This is a genomic window from Actinomadura sp. NPDC047616, assembly GCF_040642915.1.
Lineage (GTDB): Bacteria > Actinomycetota > Actinomycetes > Streptosporangiales > Streptosporangiaceae > Spirillospora > Spirillospora miaoliensis.
In genome coordinates this window covers 607,797-621,285 of record NZ_JBEYTB010000002.1, presented here as the reverse complement: position 1 = coordinate 621,285, position 13,489 = coordinate 607,797, and the positions used below count along the sequence as shown (strand labels likewise).

Here is a 13,489-nt window from a genome sequence, read left to right as displayed (position 1 = left end):
TGTGGGAGCGCTCCCACGCGCTCCATGATGGGGCCGTGAGCCCTACACCCGTCACCCGGCCCTACCGCCCCGGCGACCGCGACGCCGTCTACGACGTCTGCGTGCGCACCGCCCACGAGGGAGGGGATTCGCGGCACATCTACCCCGACCTCGAACTGATGCCGAGCCTCTTCGCCGGCCCGTACGTGCACCTCGAACCGGAACTGGCCTTCGTGCTGGACGACGGCGAACGCGCGGTCGGCTACATCGTCGGCACGGCCGACACCGCCGCGTTCGTCAAGGAGTACCGGGCCTCGTGGCTGCCGACGCTGGTGGAGCGTTACCCCGCCCCCAGCGGCCCGCCGGTGACGCCCAGCGACGCCATGATCGAGCTGATGCACGACCCCGAGCGCATGCTGGTGCCCGGACTGGAGGCCTATCCGGCCCACCTGCACATCGACCTGCTGCCCGAGCACCAGCGGCAGGGACACGGCCGCGCCCTGATGCGCGCCTTCCTGGACGCGCTGCGACGCCGGAACGTCCCGGCCGTCCACCTGGGAATGGTCACGGCCAACACCGCGGCCCGCGCCTTCTACGACCGGCTGGGATTCCACGAGATCCCGATCGCCGACCCGGGGCCGCTGACCTATCTCGGCCGCGGCACCGGCTGAGCGACCGGATCAGCCGCCGTAGAGGGCGTCGATCTCCTGGGCGAAGTCCTTCATCACGGCGTGGCGGCGGACCTTGAGGCTGGGCGTCATGTGCCCGGCCTCCTCGGTGAAGTCGACGCCGAGGATGCGGTACTTCTTGATCGCCTCGGCGTGCGAGACGGCCTTGTTGGCCTCGGCGACCGCCGCGTCGATCTCGGCGATCACGTCGGGGTCGCGGCGCAGCTCGTCCAGCGTCATGCCCGCGGGCTTGCCGTGCCGCTCCTTCCAGGGGCCGAGCGCCTCCTCGTCCAGCGTGATCAGCGCGCTGATGAACTTGCGGCCGTCGCCGACCACCAGGCACTGGCTGACCAGCGGATGCGCGCGCAGCCGGTCCTCCAGCGGGGCGGGCGCGACGTTCTTGCCCGCCGCGGTCACCAGGATCTCCTTCTTGCGGCCGGTGATGCGCAGGAAGCCGTCGTCGTCGAGCGCGCCCAGGTCGCCGGTGTGGAACCAGCCGTCGTCCAGGGCCTCCTTGGTGGCGGCCTCGTTGTTCCAGTAGCCGTGCAGGATGTTGACGCCCTTGACCAGCACCTCGCCGTCGTCGGCGATGCGGACCGTGACGCCGGGGATCGGCTGCCCGACCGTGCCGACGCGCAACGCGGTGGGCCGGTTGACCGTCGCGGGCGCGGTGGTCTCGGTCAGGCCGTAGCCCTCCAGGATGGTGATGCCCACCCCGCGGAAGAAGTGGCCGAGCCGTTCGCCGAGGGCGGCGCCGCCGGACACGGCGTACTGCACCCTGCCCCCGACGGCCGCCCGCAGCTTCCCGTACACCAGCACGTCGAACACCTTGTGCCGCAGCCGCAGGCCCAGCCCGGGCGCGCCGCCGTCCTGCAGCGCCCGGCTGTAGGCGATGGCGGTGTCGGCGGCCGCCTTGAAGATCTTCCCCTTGCCCTCGGCGATGGCCTTCTGCTCGGCCCCGTTGTAGACCTTCTCGAACACGCGCGGCACGGCCAGCAGGAACGTCGGCTGGAACGAGGCCAGGTCGGGCAGCAGGCCCGCGATGTCGCTGTGCCCGAGGACGATCCCGCCCTCGATGGTGGCGACCTGGATCAGCCGGGCGAACACGTGCGCCAGCGGCAGGAACAGCAGCGTCGAGCTGCCGGCCACGGTGATCTCGGAGATCGCGCCCTGCACGGCGTTGCGCGCGGTCAGCACCAGGTTGCCGTGGGTCAGCTCGCAGCCCTTGGGACGGCCGGTGGTGCCGGAGGTGTAGACGAGGGTGGCCACGTCGTCGGACGTGCGGGACCGGCGGCGCTCCTCGACCACCGCGTCGTCGACGTCCTCGCCCAGCGCGGCCACGGCGTCGACGCCGCCGTCGTCGATCACCCAGACGTGCGAGAGGCCCGGGAGCCGGTCCCGGACCTCCTCGATCGTCGCGCGGTGGGCGTCGGTCTCGGCGAACACGCAGACGGCGCCCGAGTCGCCGACGATCCACTCGACCTGTTCGGCGGAGGACGTCTCGTAGATCGGCACGGTCACCGCGCCCGCCGCCCAGACGGCGTAGTCGATCAGCGTCCACTCGTAGCGGGTGCGCGACATCAGCGCCACCCGGTCGCCGGGCTCCACGCCCGCCGCGACCAGGCCCTTGGCGAGCCGGGTCACCTCGTCGGCGAACTCCCGGGCGGTGACCGCGCGCCAGGACGCGCCGTCCCTGCGCCGGAGCATGATCTGGCCGGGCCGCTCGGCGGCCCGGGAGAACGGTGCGTCGGTCAGGTTGGTGGAGCCGGGGACCTCCACCATCGCGGGGACGCTGAACTCGCGCACGGCCACTCCTCGGTCGAACTGTGCGGGTGCGTTGGTGCGGATCGATCCGCTCGGATCGAAGGTGTTCGCGGGTCGGAATTCTGCGGGTCGGCGGGCACGACGGTACAGGCTTGACCGACCCAAAGGATACCCGCGAGTAGGAAAACGCCCGTCGAGGCGCACGTCACCCTTCGTTCGAGGTGCCGTAAGCGCGGCGCCGGGCCCGGCGGGGCCGTGGTTAACAGACCGGCAAAGGCCGCGCCGGACGCCGTTCGCGCGCATCTTCGCTCGCCTACGCTGACCAGGTGAGACGCGACCGCACGCAAGCCGGGACGGGGGCGGGGCGATGGCGCTGCTCGAAGTGATCGCACTGACCGCGGCCGACGCGCGCGCCGCGCAGGAGGGCGGCGCCGACCGCGTCGAGATGGTCGCCGACATGGCCGCCGACGGCCTGACCCCCGATCCTCACGTCGTGGCCGAGGCGCGGCGCGCCACGACCCTGCCGATGCGGGTGATGCTGCGCGCCAACGCCGGGTTCGGCACCACCGGACGCGAGCTGTCGCGGCTGGTGGAGACCGCGCGGCGGCTGCGCGACTGCGGCGCCGACGGCTTCGTGCTGGGGTTCCTCGACCCGTTCGGCCACCTCGACCTGGGATCGACCGGCAAGCTGGCGGCGGCCGCGGGCCCGCTGCCCTGGACGTTCCACCGCGCGATCGACCATGCCGCCGACCCGGCCGCGGCCTGGCGGACGCTGCGGGAGGCGCACGGCGGGCCGGACACGGTGCTGACCGCGGGCTCGCCCCGCGGCGTGAACGCCGGGCTGGACGTGCTGGTGCGGCGGGCCGCCGAGGGCCCGGACGCCGCGTCCCTGATCATGGCGGGCGGCGGGCTGCGCCGCCGGCACGTCGCCCCGCTGGCCGCCGCGGGCGTCACCGCCTTCCACGTGGGCACCGCGGTGCGGCCCGACGGGTCCTGGGACCGTCCCGTCGACCCCGGCCTGGTCGCCGAGTGGCGCGCCCTGGTGTCCGCGGCGCGCCCCCGGGACGCGTGATCCGGGAGAGCATGATCCCGTCTCGCGCGCGGACGGCGGCGCCTCTAAAGTCGGCTCATGCGGATCCACGTGGTGAGCGACGTCCACGGCCGCGCGGACGCCCTCAGACGCGCGGGGGACGGCGCGGACGCGCTCATCTGCCTCGGCGATCTGATCCTGTTCGTCGACTACTCCGACCACGCGCAGGGCATCTTCGCGGAGCTGTTCGGCCGGCGCAACGCCGACCACCTCATCGCGCTGCGCACGCAGAAGCGCTTCGAGGAGGCGCGGGCGTTCTCCCGGACGATGTGGGACTCCCTGGACGGCGGCGCCTGGCCGCACATCGAACGCGCCGTCCGCAGGCAGTACGCCGAGCTGTTCGCGGCCATGCCGACGCCCGCCTACCTCACCTACGGCAACGTCGACCTGCCGCACATGTGGGCCGAGTACGCGCGCGACGGGCACCGGGTGCTGGACGGGGAGACCGTGGAGATCGGCGGGCTGCGGTTCGGGTTCGTCGGGGGCGGGCTGCGCACCGAGTACCGCACCCCCTACGAGCTGGACGACGACGCCTACGCCGCCAAGGTCGCCGCGGTGGGGCAGGTGGACGTGCTGTGCTGCCACATCCCCCCGGCGGTGCCGGAGCTGCTGTACGACACCGTGGCCCGCCGGTTCGAACGCGGCAGCGAGGCGGTCCTCCAGCTGATCAGGGACACCCAGCCGCGCTACGTTCTGTTCGGGCACGTTCACCAGCCGCTCGCGCGGCGCATCCGCGTGGGCCGCACCGAGTGCGTCAACGTCGGTCACTTCCGGGCCAGCGGGGTGCCCTACGCGCTGTCGGTGTGACGGATACTTTCGGTGGACCCGCGGGCGGGGGCCCCGCGGCTGACGAGGCGGAGGAAGACAGCGATGGCGGACCGGACGAGTTCTTCCATCACGATCAAGGCCGACCGGGCCGAGGTCATGGCGGTGATCGCCGATCTGGAGTCCTATCCGCGCTGGGCGAGCGGCATCCGCGAGTTCACGGTGCAGGAGACCGGGCCGGACGGGCGGGCGAGCCTGGCCCGGCTGACCTTCGACGGCGGCCCGTTCAGCGACACCGTCGGCCTGTCCTACCGGTGGGAGGGCGACGAGCGGGTGCGCTGGGAGCTGGTGGAGCAGGGCGGTGTGGTCACCGGGCTGCACGGCTCGTACCTGCTCACCGAGGAGGACGGCGGCACCGAGGTCACCTACGAGCTGGCCGTCGACGTGCGGGTACCGATGATCGGCATGGTGCGGCGCAAGGCCGAGAAGCGGATCATCGACTCGGCGCTCAAGGGCCTCAAGCGGCACGTGGAGGGCTGACCCGGAGGCGCATCGCCGTCCCGGACGGGACGGCGATGCGTTCTCGTCCGGCGACCGTGGAAAATGTCAGTCATGAACGAGCAGCCAGGCGACGTCCTCGACGAGGCGGTGCGGCTCTTCGACGCGCTGCGCAGGCGGGTCGGCGGGTTCGGTGACGTGTTCGGCGGCGCGCCCCGCGACGACCGCCGCGACGTCCGCCCCGATCACAGCGACCACGGCGACGACAGCGGTGACGGCGGGGACGTGTGGGCCCGCGTCACCGCCGAGGCGCGGGAGGAGGAGCGGCACGCGCCGCACCGGCCCCCGCGGATCGCCACCGGCGCTCCGGAGTGCCAGGATTGCCCGGTCTGCCGCGCCATCGCGCTGGCCCGCGAATCCGGCCCGGACGTGGCCGAGCACGTGCGGGAGGCGGGCCGCTCCCTGATGGCCGCGGCGCTGGACGTGCTGGCGGCGTTCGAACGCACCCGCGGCGGGCGGACGGGCCCGGACGCCCGCGGGTCGGGGCGCGGCGCCGCCGCGGACCCCATCGACATCGGCTAGGGCGCGGACGGGCTCCCCGTCCGGGGCGCCGCGAGGAGGAGGAAGGGTAGATGGCCCTGACCATCGGCGTGGATGTGGGCGGGACGAAGGTCGCCGCCGGGGTGGTCGACGACGGGGGGCGGATCCTGGAGAAGGTGCGGCGACCCACCCCCTCCACCGACCCCAAGGAGATCGCCGACGTCATCGCCGAGGTCGTCGACCTGCTGAAGGGCAAGTTCGAGGACGTCCGGGCGGTGGGCCTCGGCACGGCGGGCTTCGTCGACGAGACCCGCTCGACCGTGCTGTTCGCGCCCAACCTGGCCTGGCGCGACGAGCCCATCAAGGACAAGGTCGAGAACCTGGTCGGGCTGCCGGTGGTGGTGGAGAACGACGGCAACGCCACCGCCTGGGGCGAGGCCCGGTACGGCGCCGGGCGCGGGCACGACTTCATCGTCCTGATCACGCTGGGCACCGGCATCGGCGGCGGCATCATCTTCAACGGCGAGCTGTACCGGGGCCGCTTCGGGATCGGCGCCGAGGTCGGGCACTTCCGGGTGGTGCCGGACGGGCGCCGCTGCGGCTGCGGCAACCGCGGCTGCTGGGAGCAGTACGCCAGCGGCAACGCGCTGGTGCACGAGGCCCGCGAGCTGGCCCGGGTCGCCCCGGCGATGGCCGGGCGGCTGCTGGAGCTCGGCGAGGGCAGCCCGGAGGGCATCAGCGGCCCGGAGATCACCCAGGCGGCGCGGGAGGGCGACAAGGCGGCGCTGGAGTGCTTCCGCACCGTCGCCAGGTGGGCGGGTCAGGGCCTGGCCGACCTGTCCGCCATCCTCGACCCGGGCGCGTTCATCATCGGCGGCGGCCTGTCGGACGCGGGCGACCTGCTGCTCGACCCGACCCGGGAGGCGTTCCAGAACGCGCTGACCGGGCGCGGCCACCGCCCGCTGCCCGACATCCGCATCGCCGAGCTGGGGTCGGCGGCGGGCATCGTCGGCGCCGCCGACCTCGCCCGTACCGACCCCCTGTGAGCGTCGGAACGGTCCGGATCCTCAGCTACAACATCCGCTCGCTGCGCGACGACCCCGCCGCCGTGACGCGGGTCGTGCGCGCCCTGGAGCCGGACGCGGCGTGCCTGCAGGAGGTGCCGCGGTTCTGGGGGTGGCGCGGCAAGCGGCGGCGCCTGGCCCGCGGCTGCGGGCTGAGCGTCGCGGCGGGGCGGCGTCCCGCCGGCCTGGCGGTGCTGGCCGGGCCCCGCGCACGGGTCGTGCGCGGGGAGCACCACCTGCTGTCGCCCGTGCCGGGCCTGCACCGGCGCGGGCTGGCGGTCGCGGTGCTGGAGGTCGGGTCCGGCGGGCGGCTCATCGCCGCCAGCACGCATCTGGACCTGGCGGACGAGCCGCGCCGCGCGCACACGGCCGAGGTGCTGACGCTGCTGGAACGTGCCCGGCGACGCTACGACGCGCCCGTGGTGCTGGCCGGCGACATCAACGAGGAGCCCGGCGGCGCGTCCTGGAGCCTGCTCACCGGCGCGTTCCAGGACGCCTACGCCGCCGCGCCCAAGGGGGAGGAGCTCACCTTCTCGGCGCGCTCGCCCCGCAGGCGCATCGACGGCGTGTTCACCGACCCGGGCGTCGAGGTCGTGTCGTGCGGCGTCCCGGACGACCCGGCGGTCACCGCCGACTACGCCGCGGCCACCGACCACCGCCCCGTCCTGGCCGAACTACGCCTCGTCTGAACCCGCCGCCGCGACCACCGCCGCGACGGCGGCCGCGGGGGACGTTCAGACAACGGCGCCGTCGTCGGGGTCGCGGGGCTCGTCGCCCATGCGCAGCACCAGGGTCACGAACCCGCCGATGAACGCCGCCACCGCCAGGAACGCCGCCCAGCCGGGCACCTGCCAGTCCATCACCACCGTGACCAGCAGGTAGAGCGGGCCGCCGACCAGCGCCGCCCAGGCGCCCTTGGTGAGCGGGTCGGGGTTGGGCAGCGGCGGCGGGGGCGGCGGGACGAAGTGCCCCTCGTCGTCGGGGCTGGGGGCGGCGGAACCGCCGGCCGCCGGTTCGGTCACGTCCGCGGCCTTGATCACACGGGCGCGCGGCAGCCGTCCGGTGCGGTCGTCGCCCTCGCCCGGCTCGGCGGGCGGGCCGGCGCGCTCGTCGCGGATGTCCTCCTGCTCGGGCCAGGGGGTCGTGCCGTCCTCGGGACCGGTGTCGAAGCCCGCGACGATCTCGGCCCAGATGGCGTCCTCGTCGCGTTCGGCGGTCGTGCCCGGGCGGGCGTCGCCGGTGGCGGTCGGCGTGCCGCCGCCCGCCCCGCCCTTGCCCGCGGCGCCCGGGGCCGCGCCGGGGGACGGGTCGTCGGGTTCACGGCCGTCGCCGCCGTCGCCGCGGGCGCCCGCGTCCCGCAGCCGGGTCAGGTGCGCCTGCAGCACGGTCTCGGCGGTCGGCTTCATGTCGACGTCCACGTACAGCCGGTCGAGCACGTCGCGGTCGAGCCGGCCGTCCAGGTCGGCGGGCTCGGCCGCGGGCTCGACGGGCGGGGCCGACGAGGCCGCGTACGCCGCCACGCCGGCCTCCCGCAGCGCCGTCAGCATCGCGTCGGCCAGATGCGGGGCCAGATCGACCAGCGGAGCGTAGGCGTCCGCTGACAGTCCATTGCCACGGCGATTCACGGGGCAGGCTCCTTGGACTCCGGCGTGACCGACGGCACCGGCATACGGCCTCCGCTCCCCCAGTGACGAGTGTCCGGCGGCACCGCCCGCGGGGGTGGCGGCGCGTCCGGACGCCTTGAAACGTGTGTCCCACGGTATTCGCTGCGCCGCGCCGGACAAGCCCCCGGGCGGGATTTCCTCGGCCGAGACTACGCGTCGCCACGAGGATCCGGGCAGGCGGTGACGGTGTGGGCAGCCCTCGCGGGGAATGGGAAGATGTCGCATCATCCCCGGTCGGTCGGACCGGTGCGCCCGCGCGGCGGCGCACCCGTCCCGGAGGAAGGTGGCGGCATGCTCTGGTTCTGGATCCTGCTGAGGATCGTGCTCTCGCCCATCCTGTACCTGGTGTGGCGGCCGAGGAACTCGGGCATGCGCAACGTCCCCAAGCGCGGCCCCGCGCTGCTGGTGTCCAACCACCTGTCGTTCGCCGACCACTTCTTCGGCCCGCTGCCGCTGATGCGTCCCATCTACTTCATCGGCAAGCGCGAGTACTTTACCGGCAAAGGCGTCAAGGGCCTGATCAGTAAGGGCTTCTTCACCGGCGTCGGGGTGGTGCCGGTGGACCGCACCGGCGGCAGCGCCGCCGAGGAGGCCCTGCAGACGGGGCTGCGCATCCTGCGCGAGGGCAAGCTGCTCGGCATCTACCCCGAGGGCACCCGGGCCCCCGACAACCGGCTCTACAAGGGCAAGACGGGCGTGGCGCGGCTGGCGCTGCAGGCCCGGGTGCCGGTGATCCCCATGGCGATGATCAACACGTTCGAGCTGATGCCGTCCGGGCAGCCGTACCCGCGGCTGGGCGTGCGCCCGGGCGTGCGGTTCGGCGAGCCGCTGGACCTGTCGCGCTACTACGGCGGCGAGGACGACCCGAAGGTGCTGCGCAAGGTCACCGACGAGATCATGCAGGCGATCCGGGAGCTGTCCGGGCAGGAGTACGTCGACCGGTACGCCGCCGAGGTCAAGGCGGAGATGGCCGGGAAGACGCCGCGTCCCGAAGACGACGACGAGTGACGAGCGGTGCGGAGCGACGCGCGGTGACGGGCCGGCGCGCCGTGGACCTGGAGGTCGCGCTGTGGCGCGCGGTCGCCGTCTACCGGGCGCTGGCGCTGGTCTACGCCGCGACGCTGATCGCCATGAACTCGGGCGGCTACGCGCGTCCGCTGGGCGGCTGGGCGGTGCTGGCGGTGATGGCCGCCTGGACGGCGTGGGCCACGTTCGCCTTCGCCGACCCCCGGCGCCGCGGCTGGCCGCTTCTGGCCGCCGACCTGGCGGTGGCGATGGGGTGCCTGCTGGCGACCGTGTGGGTGGAGAGCCCCGAGGGCATCGCCGCGGGCCGTCCCACCCTCCCCGTCTCGTGGGTCGCGGCGGCGGTGCTGTCGTGGGCCGTGCGGGGCGGCAAGCGGCTGGGGCTGACCGCGGCCGTCGTGCTCGGCGTCGGCGACCTGCTGATCCACGTGCTGGCCGGGACGGCCGGCGGGCTCGGCGACCGGACGTTCAACGGCATCGTGCTGCTGCTCATGGCCGGGCTCGTCGTCGGGCACGTGGTGAAGCTGGCCCGCGACGCCGAGGCGCGGCTGGCCCGCGCGGTGGAGATGGAGGCCGCCACGCGCGAGCGGGAACGGCTCGCCCGCCGCATCCACGACTCGGTGCTGCAGGTGCTGGCGATGGTCAAGCGCCGCGGCGGCGAGCTCGGCGGGGAGGCCGCCGAGCTGGGACGGCTGGCCGGCGAGCAGGAGGCCGCCCTGCGCGCGCTGATCGGCGTCTCCCCGCCCGCGGCCGAGACCGGGCACCGGGGCGAGCAGACGGATCTGCGCCCGCTGCTGACCGCGCACTCGGCGGCGTCGGTCACCGTGTCCACCCCGGCCACGCCCGTGCCGCTGGCCGCGCACGCCGCGCACGAGATCGAGGCGGCGGTCGCGGCGGCGCTGGACAACGTCCGCCGGCACGGCGGCGACGGCGTGCGCGCCTGGGTCCTGGTGGAGGACGGCGACGACGAGGTGACCGTGAGCGTCCGCGACGACGGCCCCGGCATCCCCGAGGGACGGCTGGAGCGGGCCGCCGCCGACGGCCGTCTCGGCGTCGCCCAGTCCATCCGCGGACGCGTGCGCGACCTGGGCGGCACCGTCGCCATCGTCACCGCGCCCGGCGAGGGCACCGAGATCGAGATGACCGTTCCCCGCGCCCCGGACCGGCGGCCCCGGCCGTAGGGTGGCCTGCGTGAGCGACGTTCCCCCTGCCGTTCCCCCCGCCGTTCCCTCCGGCGACGGCGCCGACGCGCCCCGGCCGCTGCGGGTGATGGTCGTCGACGACCACCCGATGTGGCGCGACGCGGTCGCCCGCGACCTCGCCGAGGCCGGTCACGAGGTGGTCGCCACGGCGGGGGAGGGCCGCACCGCGGTGCGCGTCGCCGCCGCGGCCCGCCCGGACGTGGCGGTGGTCGACCTGCAGCTGCCCGACATCAGCGGCGTCGAGGTGACCCGGCACCTGGCCGCCGCCGACCCGCCCGTCCGGGTCCTGGTGCTGTCGGCCAGCGGCGAGCAGCAGGACGTGCTGGAGGCGGTCAAGGCCGGGGCCACCGGCTACCTGCTGAAGTCCGCCGCGCGCGAGGAGTTCCTGGACGCGGTGCGCCGCACCGGCGACGGCGACGCGGTGTTCACCCCGGGCCTGGCCGGGCTCGTGCTGGGGGAGTACCGCCGCCTGGCGTCCGCCGCCCGGCGCGCCGACGACGGCACGCCCCGGCTGACCGAACGCGAGACCGAGGTGCTGCGGCTGGTCGCCAAGGGGCTGACGTACAAGCAGATCGCCCAGCGGCTCGTCCTGTCGCACCGCACGGTGCAGAACCACGTCCAGAACACCCTGGGCAAGCTGCAACTGCACAACCGCGTGGAGCTGGTCCGCTACGCCATCGAGAAGGGGCTGGACCAGGACGACTGACATCCGCGGCGAAACGGCACGCGAATGTGTCCCGTGACCCGAAACCGAATCGCTCTTTGCCGCATCAATAGAGGCAGAGGTTCCCAGGGGCGTGGCCCCGGGGGCGAGGGGAGGGTGACGTGCCCTTGACTGCGGCAGGCGACACGTGGGGGATTTCCGGGCCGGTCTTCCTGTGGGGGGCGTACCTGCCCGCCACGGTCGTGGTGTTCACCATTGTCGTGTGCGTTCGCTCGATGCTGGCGAGGGGCCGCGAACCGGAGCGCGACCCGCACCCCTACGAGGTGGCGTATCTGGTCGACGGCCGCTCGCGCGCGGCGACGGCGTCGCTGGCCAGGCTGCACGCCGAGGGCGCGATCGCGGTGACCGAGGAGGGCAGGCTGCGGATCGCCGGTCCGCCGGTCGACGGCACGCCGCTCGACGACGCCGTGTACGAGACGGTCCAGGGCAAGGACGGCGTGCAGCGCTGGAGGAGCCTGCCGTACGAGCCGCGGGTGTCCGCCGCCGTCGACGCGCTGGCCGACGGGCTCGTCCGGGACGGCCTGCTGCTCGGGCGCCGCGAGCGGCGGCTGCGCAGGGCGGCGGTGCTGCCGCTGGTCCTGCTGTGGGGGCTCGGCGTGGTGAGGCTGGCGCAGGGGATGGCCGGCGGCAAGCCGTTCCTGTTCCTGCTGTTCACGCTGAGCGTGCTCGGCGTCCTCATCGTCGTGCTGCTGTCCGCCGCGCGCAACCGGCTGACCCGGACTGGGGCCGGGGCGCGCGCGGTGACCGAGGCGTCCGCGCGTCACGCGCACCTGCACCCGGCCCAGTCCCCGGCCTGGGACACCTACGGCTCCATGGCCGCGGCGTACGGCGTCGCGATCTTCGGCCCGGTGCTGCTGGTGGGCATGGCCCCCGGGTTCCTGGAGGCCGCCACCGCCGAGGAGATCGTCCGGAGCAGCGGCACGAGCGCCGCCGCGGGCGGTGGCGGCGGTGGCAGCGGCTGTGGAGGCGGCAGCAGCTGTGGAGGCGGCAGCAGCTGCGGTGGCGGCGGCTGCGGCGGAGGATGCGGGGGATGAGCACCGCCCTGGCCACGCTGGGCGTCGGCATCGGCTGGCGGCCCGAGATCACCGCGTTCGTCCGGGAGCTTCCCGGGCTGCGTTTCACCGAGGTGATCGCCGAGGGCGTCCACCCGGCGCATCCGCCCCGTGACCTGCTCGACCTGCGCGAGCGCGGCGTCGCCGTCGTCCCGCACGGGGTGAAGCTGTCGCTCGGCGGCGCCGAGCCCGTCGCGCCCGAACGCGTCGCGCACCTGGCCGCGTGCGCCGAGGCCCTCGGGTCCCCGCTGGTCAGCGAGCACGTGGCGTTCGTGCGCGCGGGCGGCATCGAGGCGGGCCACCTGCTGCCGGTGCCGCGCACCCGCGCCGCACTGGACGCCCTCACCGCCAACATCCGGCGCACCCGCGCCGAACTGCCCGTGCCGCTGGCCGTCGAGCCGATCGCCGCGCTGTTCGACTGGCCGGACGCCGAGTACGACGAGGGCGCCTTCCTCACCGAGCTGGTGGAGCGCACCGGCGTCCTGCTGCTCCTCGACGTCGCCAACGTCTACGCCAACGCCCGCAACCGCGGCGAGGACCCCGTCGCGCTGTTCGACCAGCTGCCCCTCGAACGCGTCGCGTACTGCCACGTCGCGGGCGGCGCCGAGCACGACGGCCGCTACCACGACACCCACACCGCGCCGGTGCCCGGCGAGGTCGTCGACCTGGTGGCCGAGCTGTGCGCCCGGCACCGCCCGCCCGGCCTGCTGCTGGAACGCGACGGCCGCTACCCGCCGGCCGCCGAGCTGCGCGCCGAGCTGGACGCGATCGCCGACGCCGCCGGGATGGAGCGCGTCACGTGACCCGTCAGGCCGAACCCGTCCGCCACCCCGAGCCCGCCGAGCCCGCCGGTCACCCCGCGCGGGCCGGGGACTTCGATCCGGCGCTGGCGGCGGCCCAGGAGGCTCTGGTGCGCGCCATGACCGCCGGCGCGCCCGTCCCCGACGGCTTCGACGCCGCCGCCGTCCGTGCCGCCGCCGATGGAATCCTGCGCAAACGGGCGGGGGAAGTGGCGCGGGTGTGGCCGATCCTGGCAGCCTCGTACGGGACGGACTGGCCGCGCGTGTTCGCCGCGTGGGCGGCCGGGCTTCCCACCCGGGGCTCGGTCCGCGACGCGTGGGACTTCGCCCTCGCCCACCGCGCCGAGCTGCCGCCGGAGGCGGCCCTCGACCTGGCCCTCGCCGAGGCCCGCTGGGCCTACGACGGGCAGGGCGAGCCGAGGCGCCGCCGGGCCGCCGTGCGGCGCGTCCCCGGAGGCGTCGCGGTGCAGCTCCTGGGGCGGGTGAGGGTGCTGGGCGGAGGTACGCGCCGGTGATCCGGCGAACCGCCCACGCGGCTCCGCCGAACGGCTATGGTCTAGACCAATGACGCCGTCCGCCGGCGCGCCCCGGCGCGCCGGTCGGCTCCTGTGCGACCGTGCGGACGACTAGGCTGACCAGTGAAGAAGTCGAGGGAG

The 13,489-nt window shown here is 74.8% G+C and carries 15 protein-coding genes; 13 read left to right on the top strand and 2 right to left on the bottom strand.

The window, feature by feature from the left end:
* Positions 1-35 precede the first annotated feature (35 nt).
* Entirely contained in the window at positions 36-650 is a 615-nt protein-coding gene (locus tag ABZ801_RS07090) for a GNAT family N-acetyltransferase (protein WP_360693919.1), read from the top strand.
* Between the two features lie 9 nt (positions 651-659).
* On the opposite strand, the gene ABZ801_RS07085 is transcribed toward ABZ801_RS07090, so the two are convergent.
* Positions 660-2,453, bottom strand: coding sequence for a long-chain fatty acid--CoA ligase (locus ABZ801_RS07085; protein WP_344955301.1), 1,794 nt, complete (start codon positions 2,451-2,453; stop codon positions 660-662).
* A gap of 325 nt (positions 2,454-2,778) precedes the next feature.
* Here ABZ801_RS07085 and ABZ801_RS07080 point away from each other — a divergent pair, with 325 nt between their 5' ends.
* The 6 genes from ABZ801_RS07080 (at position 2,779) to ABZ801_RS07055 (ending at position 7,057) form a co-directional block, all read left to right on the top strand.
* Positions 2,779-3,483, top strand: a complete 705-nt coding sequence (locus ABZ801_RS07080; RefSeq protein WP_360693916.1) for a copper homeostasis protein CutC — start codon at positions 2,779-2,781, stop codon at positions 3,481-3,483.
* Between the two features lie 57 nt (positions 3,484-3,540).
* The gene (locus tag ABZ801_RS07075; RefSeq protein ID WP_360693913.1) at positions 3,541-4,308 is read left to right on the top strand and encodes a metallophosphoesterase; all 768 of its coding nucleotides are present in this window, start codon (positions 3,541-3,543) and stop codon (positions 4,306-4,308) included.
* Between the two features lie 63 nt (positions 4,309-4,371).
* Positions 4,372-4,806, top strand: a complete 435-nt coding sequence (locus ABZ801_RS07070) for an SRPBCC family protein (protein ID WP_344955307.1) — start codon at positions 4,372-4,374, stop codon at positions 4,804-4,806.
* A 72-nt stretch (positions 4,807-4,878) separates the two neighbouring features.
* On the top strand, positions 4,879-5,346 hold the full coding sequence (locus ABZ801_RS07065; protein WP_360693909.1) for a hypothetical protein: 468 nt from the start codon (positions 4,879-4,881) through the stop codon (positions 5,344-5,346).
* 50 nt (positions 5,347-5,396) lie between these two features.
* Positions 5,397-6,350, top strand: coding sequence for an ROK family glucokinase (locus ABZ801_RS07060; RefSeq protein WP_344955311.1), 954 nt, complete (start codon positions 5,397-5,399; stop codon positions 6,348-6,350).
* The gene (locus ABZ801_RS07055; protein ID WP_360693905.1) at positions 6,347-7,057 is read left to right on the top strand and encodes an endonuclease/exonuclease/phosphatase family protein; all 711 of its coding nucleotides are present in this window, start codon (positions 6,347-6,349) and stop codon (positions 7,055-7,057) included. Before ABZ801_RS07060 ends, ABZ801_RS07055 begins: the two co-directional genes overlap by 4 nt.
* Before the next feature lie 45 nt (positions 7,058-7,102).
* On the opposite strand, the gene ABZ801_RS07050 is transcribed toward ABZ801_RS07055, so the two are convergent.
* Positions 7,103-7,993, bottom strand: a complete 891-nt coding sequence (locus ABZ801_RS07050; protein WP_360693902.1) for a hypothetical protein — start codon at positions 7,991-7,993, stop codon at positions 7,103-7,105.
* 330 nt (positions 7,994-8,323) lie between these two features.
* Between ABZ801_RS07050 and ABZ801_RS07045 the strand changes: the two genes are divergently transcribed.
* From ABZ801_RS07045 to ABZ801_RS07020, 6 genes are all read left to right on the top strand, one after another.
* Positions 8,324-9,040: a lysophospholipid acyltransferase family protein gene (locus ABZ801_RS07045; RefSeq protein WP_344955317.1), complete on the top strand. Its 717-nt coding sequence runs from the start codon at positions 8,324-8,326 to the stop codon at positions 9,038-9,040.
* Positions 9,041-9,063: 23 nt separating this feature from the next.
* A complete protein-coding gene (locus ABZ801_RS07040; RefSeq protein WP_360693898.1) occupies positions 9,064-10,236 on the top strand; it encodes a DUF5931 domain-containing protein in 1,173 nt (390 codons plus the stop codon).
* Positions 10,237-10,324: 88 nt separating this feature from the next.
* Positions 10,325-10,963 (top strand): response regulator transcription factor, encoded by a 639-nt coding sequence (locus tag ABZ801_RS07035; protein ID WP_360694167.1) that lies wholly within the window; start codon positions 10,325-10,327, stop codon positions 10,961-10,963.
* Positions 10,964-11,082: 119 nt separating this feature from the next.
* Positions 11,083-12,015 carry a TIGR04222 domain-containing membrane protein gene (locus ABZ801_RS07030; RefSeq protein WP_360693895.1) on the top strand — a complete coding sequence of 311 codons (933 nt, stop codon included), beginning with the start codon at positions 11,083-11,085 and terminating at the stop codon, positions 12,013-12,015.
* The gene (locus tag ABZ801_RS07025) at positions 12,012-12,836 is read left to right on the top strand and encodes a DUF692 domain-containing protein (protein ID WP_360693892.1); all 825 of its coding nucleotides are present in this window, start codon (positions 12,012-12,014) and stop codon (positions 12,834-12,836) included. Before ABZ801_RS07030 ends, ABZ801_RS07025 begins: the two co-directional genes overlap by 4 nt.
* Complete coding sequence (locus ABZ801_RS07020) at positions 12,833-13,348, top strand: hypothetical protein (protein ID WP_360693890.1); 516 nt, start codon at positions 12,833-12,835, stop codon at positions 13,346-13,348. Before ABZ801_RS07025 ends, ABZ801_RS07020 begins: the two co-directional genes overlap by 4 nt.
* The last annotated feature ends 141 nt before the right edge of the window (positions 13,349-13,489 follow it).

Bases quoted from the DNA above. Each gene is read 5' to 3' on its own strand.
- ABZ801_RS07080 (WP_360693916.1), top strand. From the start codon at position 2,779: ATGGCGCTGCTCGAAGTGATCGCACTGACCGCGGCCGACGCGCGCGCC.
- ABZ801_RS07075 (WP_360693913.1), top strand. From the start codon at position 3,541: ATGCGGATCCACGTGGTGAGCGACGTCCACGGCCGCGCGGACGCCCTC.
- ABZ801_RS07070 (WP_344955307.1), top strand. From the start codon at position 4,372: ATGGCGGACCGGACGAGTTCTTCCATCACGATCAAGGCCGACCGGGCC.
- ABZ801_RS07065 (WP_360693909.1), top strand. From the start codon at position 4,879: ATGAACGAGCAGCCAGGCGACGTCCTCGACGAGGCGGTGCGGCTCTTC.
- ABZ801_RS07060 (WP_344955311.1), top strand. From the start codon at position 5,397: ATGGCCCTGACCATCGGCGTGGATGTGGGCGGGACGAAGGTCGCCGCC.
- ABZ801_RS07045 (WP_344955317.1), top strand. From the start codon at position 8,324: ATGCTCTGGTTCTGGATCCTGCTGAGGATCGTGCTCTCGCCCATCCTG.
- ABZ801_RS07035 (WP_360694167.1), top strand. From the start codon at position 10,325: ATGGTCGTCGACGACCACCCGATGTGGCGCGACGCGGTCGCCCGCGAC.
- ABZ801_RS07025 (WP_360693892.1), top strand. From the start codon at position 12,012: ATGAGCACCGCCCTGGCCACGCTGGGCGTCGGCATCGGCTGGCGGCCC.